The following is a 2,411-nucleotide window of genomic DNA, read 5'->3' as shown; positions in this document are numbered from 1 at the left end:
ACCGAGTCCACGGACTCGCACGCGACCAGCTCCAGCTCGCACTGACCAGACCGCACCACCCGCACCACCACTACGGAAGCGAAGGAACGCACCCATGGCCAAGGACAAGGCCGCTGAGACCGCCGAGGACACCCCGGCCAAGGGCGGCGGCAAGAAGAAGCTGATCATCATCGCCGTCGTCGCGCTGCTGGCGCTCGGCGGGGTCTACAAGTTCGTGCTCGCCAAGCCGGCCACGGCCGAGGCCAAGGAGCCGGAGCCGGGCGTCACGCTGGCGCTCGACCCGATCAACATCAACCTCGCCGACGGGCACTTCCTCAAGCTGGGGCTCAGCCTGCAGTTCTCCGCCGAGGCCAGCGGCCACGGCGACCCGGACGGCTCGGCGGCCCTGGACGAGGCGATCAAGCTCTTCAGCGGCGAGGAGGTGTCGGTGCTCTCCGTGGCCAAGAACCGGGAGAAGCTCCGCACGGAGCTGCTCGAGCACATGAACGAGGACGACTACCACCACATGGTGCTGAAGGTCTGGTTCACCAACTTCGTCATGCAGTGACCTGGCCCCGACCCACGGGGACCGGCCAGAGCTGACGTGACCTGTCCCTGCCCGTCCGCGCCGGTCCAAGGCCGCGCCTGCTCGCCGCTCCACTCCCGACAGCCGCCGGGGCGCTCGACGCCCCGGCGGCTTCGTCGTCCCATCCAGGCGCCCGGGCCCGCGTTGATCACGAGAGGTGAGGAACCCGTGACAGCGGGGAACGGAGGTCCTGACAGCATGGGAGGTGGAAACACCTCTCGAAGCGGACAAGCCGGGCGCGACACGCCCGGAGCAAGAAGTTCACCCGTTAGAGCTAAGGCCAACGACCCCCGACGCCGAAGAGCCCTCCGTGACAGCAGGACAGCCGCTAGCCCCAGCTGAGGTGGACGAGACCGCCACCCCCGACGCCGGGCCCGAGGCGCCCTCCGGGCGCGGCCGGGTCGGCCGCCGCTCGCGCGGGGCGGGCCCCGTCGCGTACGACTTCCGCCGCCCGACGAAGCTCTCGCGCGAGCACGTCCGGACGCTGCAGATCGTGTTCGAGACGTTCTCCCGGCAGTACACCACCCTGTTGACGTCCACCCTGCGGACCGTCGCGCAGGTCAACCTGGTGTCGATCGACCAGCTGACGTACGACGAGTACGTCTCCCAGCTGGCCAACCCCACGCACATGGCCGTGCTGAGCGTGGAGCCGCTGCCCGGCGCCGGCGTCCTGGAGTTCTCCGTCGGCACCGCGATGGCCTGCGTCGACCACCTGCTCGGCGGCCCCGGCGCGGAGAGCCAGCCCGAGCGCGCGCTGTCCGAGATCGAGAGCACGCTGCTGCGCGGCCTGCTCGACCGCGTCCTCGGCGAGCTGCGCTACGCCTTCGAGGGTGTCCTGCGCCTCGAGCCCGTGATCACGGGGATCGAGTACAACCCGCAGTTCGCGCAGGTGGCGAGCGCCTCCGACATGGTCCTCGTCGCGTCGTTCGACATGAAGGTCGGCGCCGTCGAGACCGTGGCCACGATGTGCCTGCCGTTCAACCCGACGCTGGCCGCCCTGGACGCCGCGAGCAACGCCCACACGACGGGCGAGCGCGAGCGCATCGCCCGCGAGGAGGCCGCGCGCCGCGTCCGCGAGCGGCTGCAGGACGTGCCCGTCGACGTCGCGGTCCGCTTCGGCGGCACCTCCGCCCGCCCGCGCGACCTGGTGAACCTGCAGGTCGGTGACGTGCTGCCGCTGCGCCACAACACCAACGACCCGCTGTCGGTGACCGCCGCGGACATCGTCTTCGCCCACGCGGTGCCCGGCGCCGCGGGCAAGCGGCTCGCCGTGCTCGTCGTCGAGGCACCCGAGAACTCGAACCCCCAGAACCCGCAGGAGTCCGCATGACCACCGTCGCCCCCGAGGTGCTCGAGGCCGTCGCGGCGGCCGCCGAGGCCGCCGCCTCCGCGCTGCCCAGCGCCGCCCTGCTCGTGCCGGGGACCCCCGTCTTCGACGTCACCGCGGCCCCGGTCCCGGCCGACGCGGCCACCGCGGTAGTGGCCGGCCTGGCCGGCAGCGTGCGCGGCTCCTCGCTCGTGGTCATCGGCGCCGACCTCGTGGAGGCGCTGCGCAGCTCCCCGCTGGGCGAGCTCGACGTCGCCGCCGCCGTGCAGCCCGCGCTCACCGCCGCCGGGGCCGCGTTCGGCCAGGTCGTCGTCGAGAGCGGCCGCGAGCTCCCGGTCGACGTCGCGCTCGACTCGCTCGCCGGCGCCGGGATGGCCGTCGCCGTCCCGCTGCTGGCCGACGGCGAGGTCCGGGCCACGTACGCCGCGGTCCTGTCGGCCGCGCCGTCCGGCGCGGGCGCCGGGACGGCCGGCTCCGGCCCGCGCACCGCCCGCGGCCTGGACCTGCTGCGCGACGTGG

3 protein-coding genes are annotated in these 2,411 nt (G+C 73.2%); all 3 read left to right on the top strand.

All coding sequences use genetic code 11. The features are described from left to right. Positions 1-94 precede the first annotated feature (94 nt). Positions 95-547 carry a flagellar basal body-associated FliL family protein gene (locus tag G9H71_RS22240; RefSeq protein ID WP_166284945.1) on the top strand — a complete coding sequence of 151 codons (453 nt, stop codon included), beginning with the start codon at positions 95-97 and terminating at the stop codon, positions 545-547. Between the two features lie 361 nt (positions 548-908). Continuing rightward, positions 909-1,895 carry a flagellar motor switch protein FliM gene (locus G9H71_RS22235; protein WP_166284944.1) on the top strand — a complete coding sequence of 329 codons (987 nt, stop codon included), beginning with the start codon at positions 909-911 and terminating at the stop codon, positions 1,893-1,895. Beyond that, positions 1,892-2,411, top strand: a 520-nt coding sequence (locus G9H71_RS22230; RefSeq protein ID WP_166284943.1) for a flagellar motor switch protein FliN, incomplete at its 3' end; no start/stop codon positions are given. The genes G9H71_RS22235 and G9H71_RS22230, both read left to right, overlap by 4 nt.

It is taken from the genome of Motilibacter deserti, assembly GCF_011250635.1.
Classification (GTDB): domain Bacteria; phylum Actinomycetota; class Actinomycetes; order Motilibacterales; family Motilibacteraceae; genus Motilibacter_A; species Motilibacter_A deserti.
Note: the sequence above shows the minus strand (reverse complement) of the source record. Positions and strands in the feature narration are given on the sequence as shown.

Coding starts and splice junctions, on each gene's coding strand:
- G9H71_RS22240 (WP_166284945.1), top strand. CDS start 95: ATGGCCAAGGACAAGGCCGCTGAGACCGCCGAGGACACCCCGGCCAAG.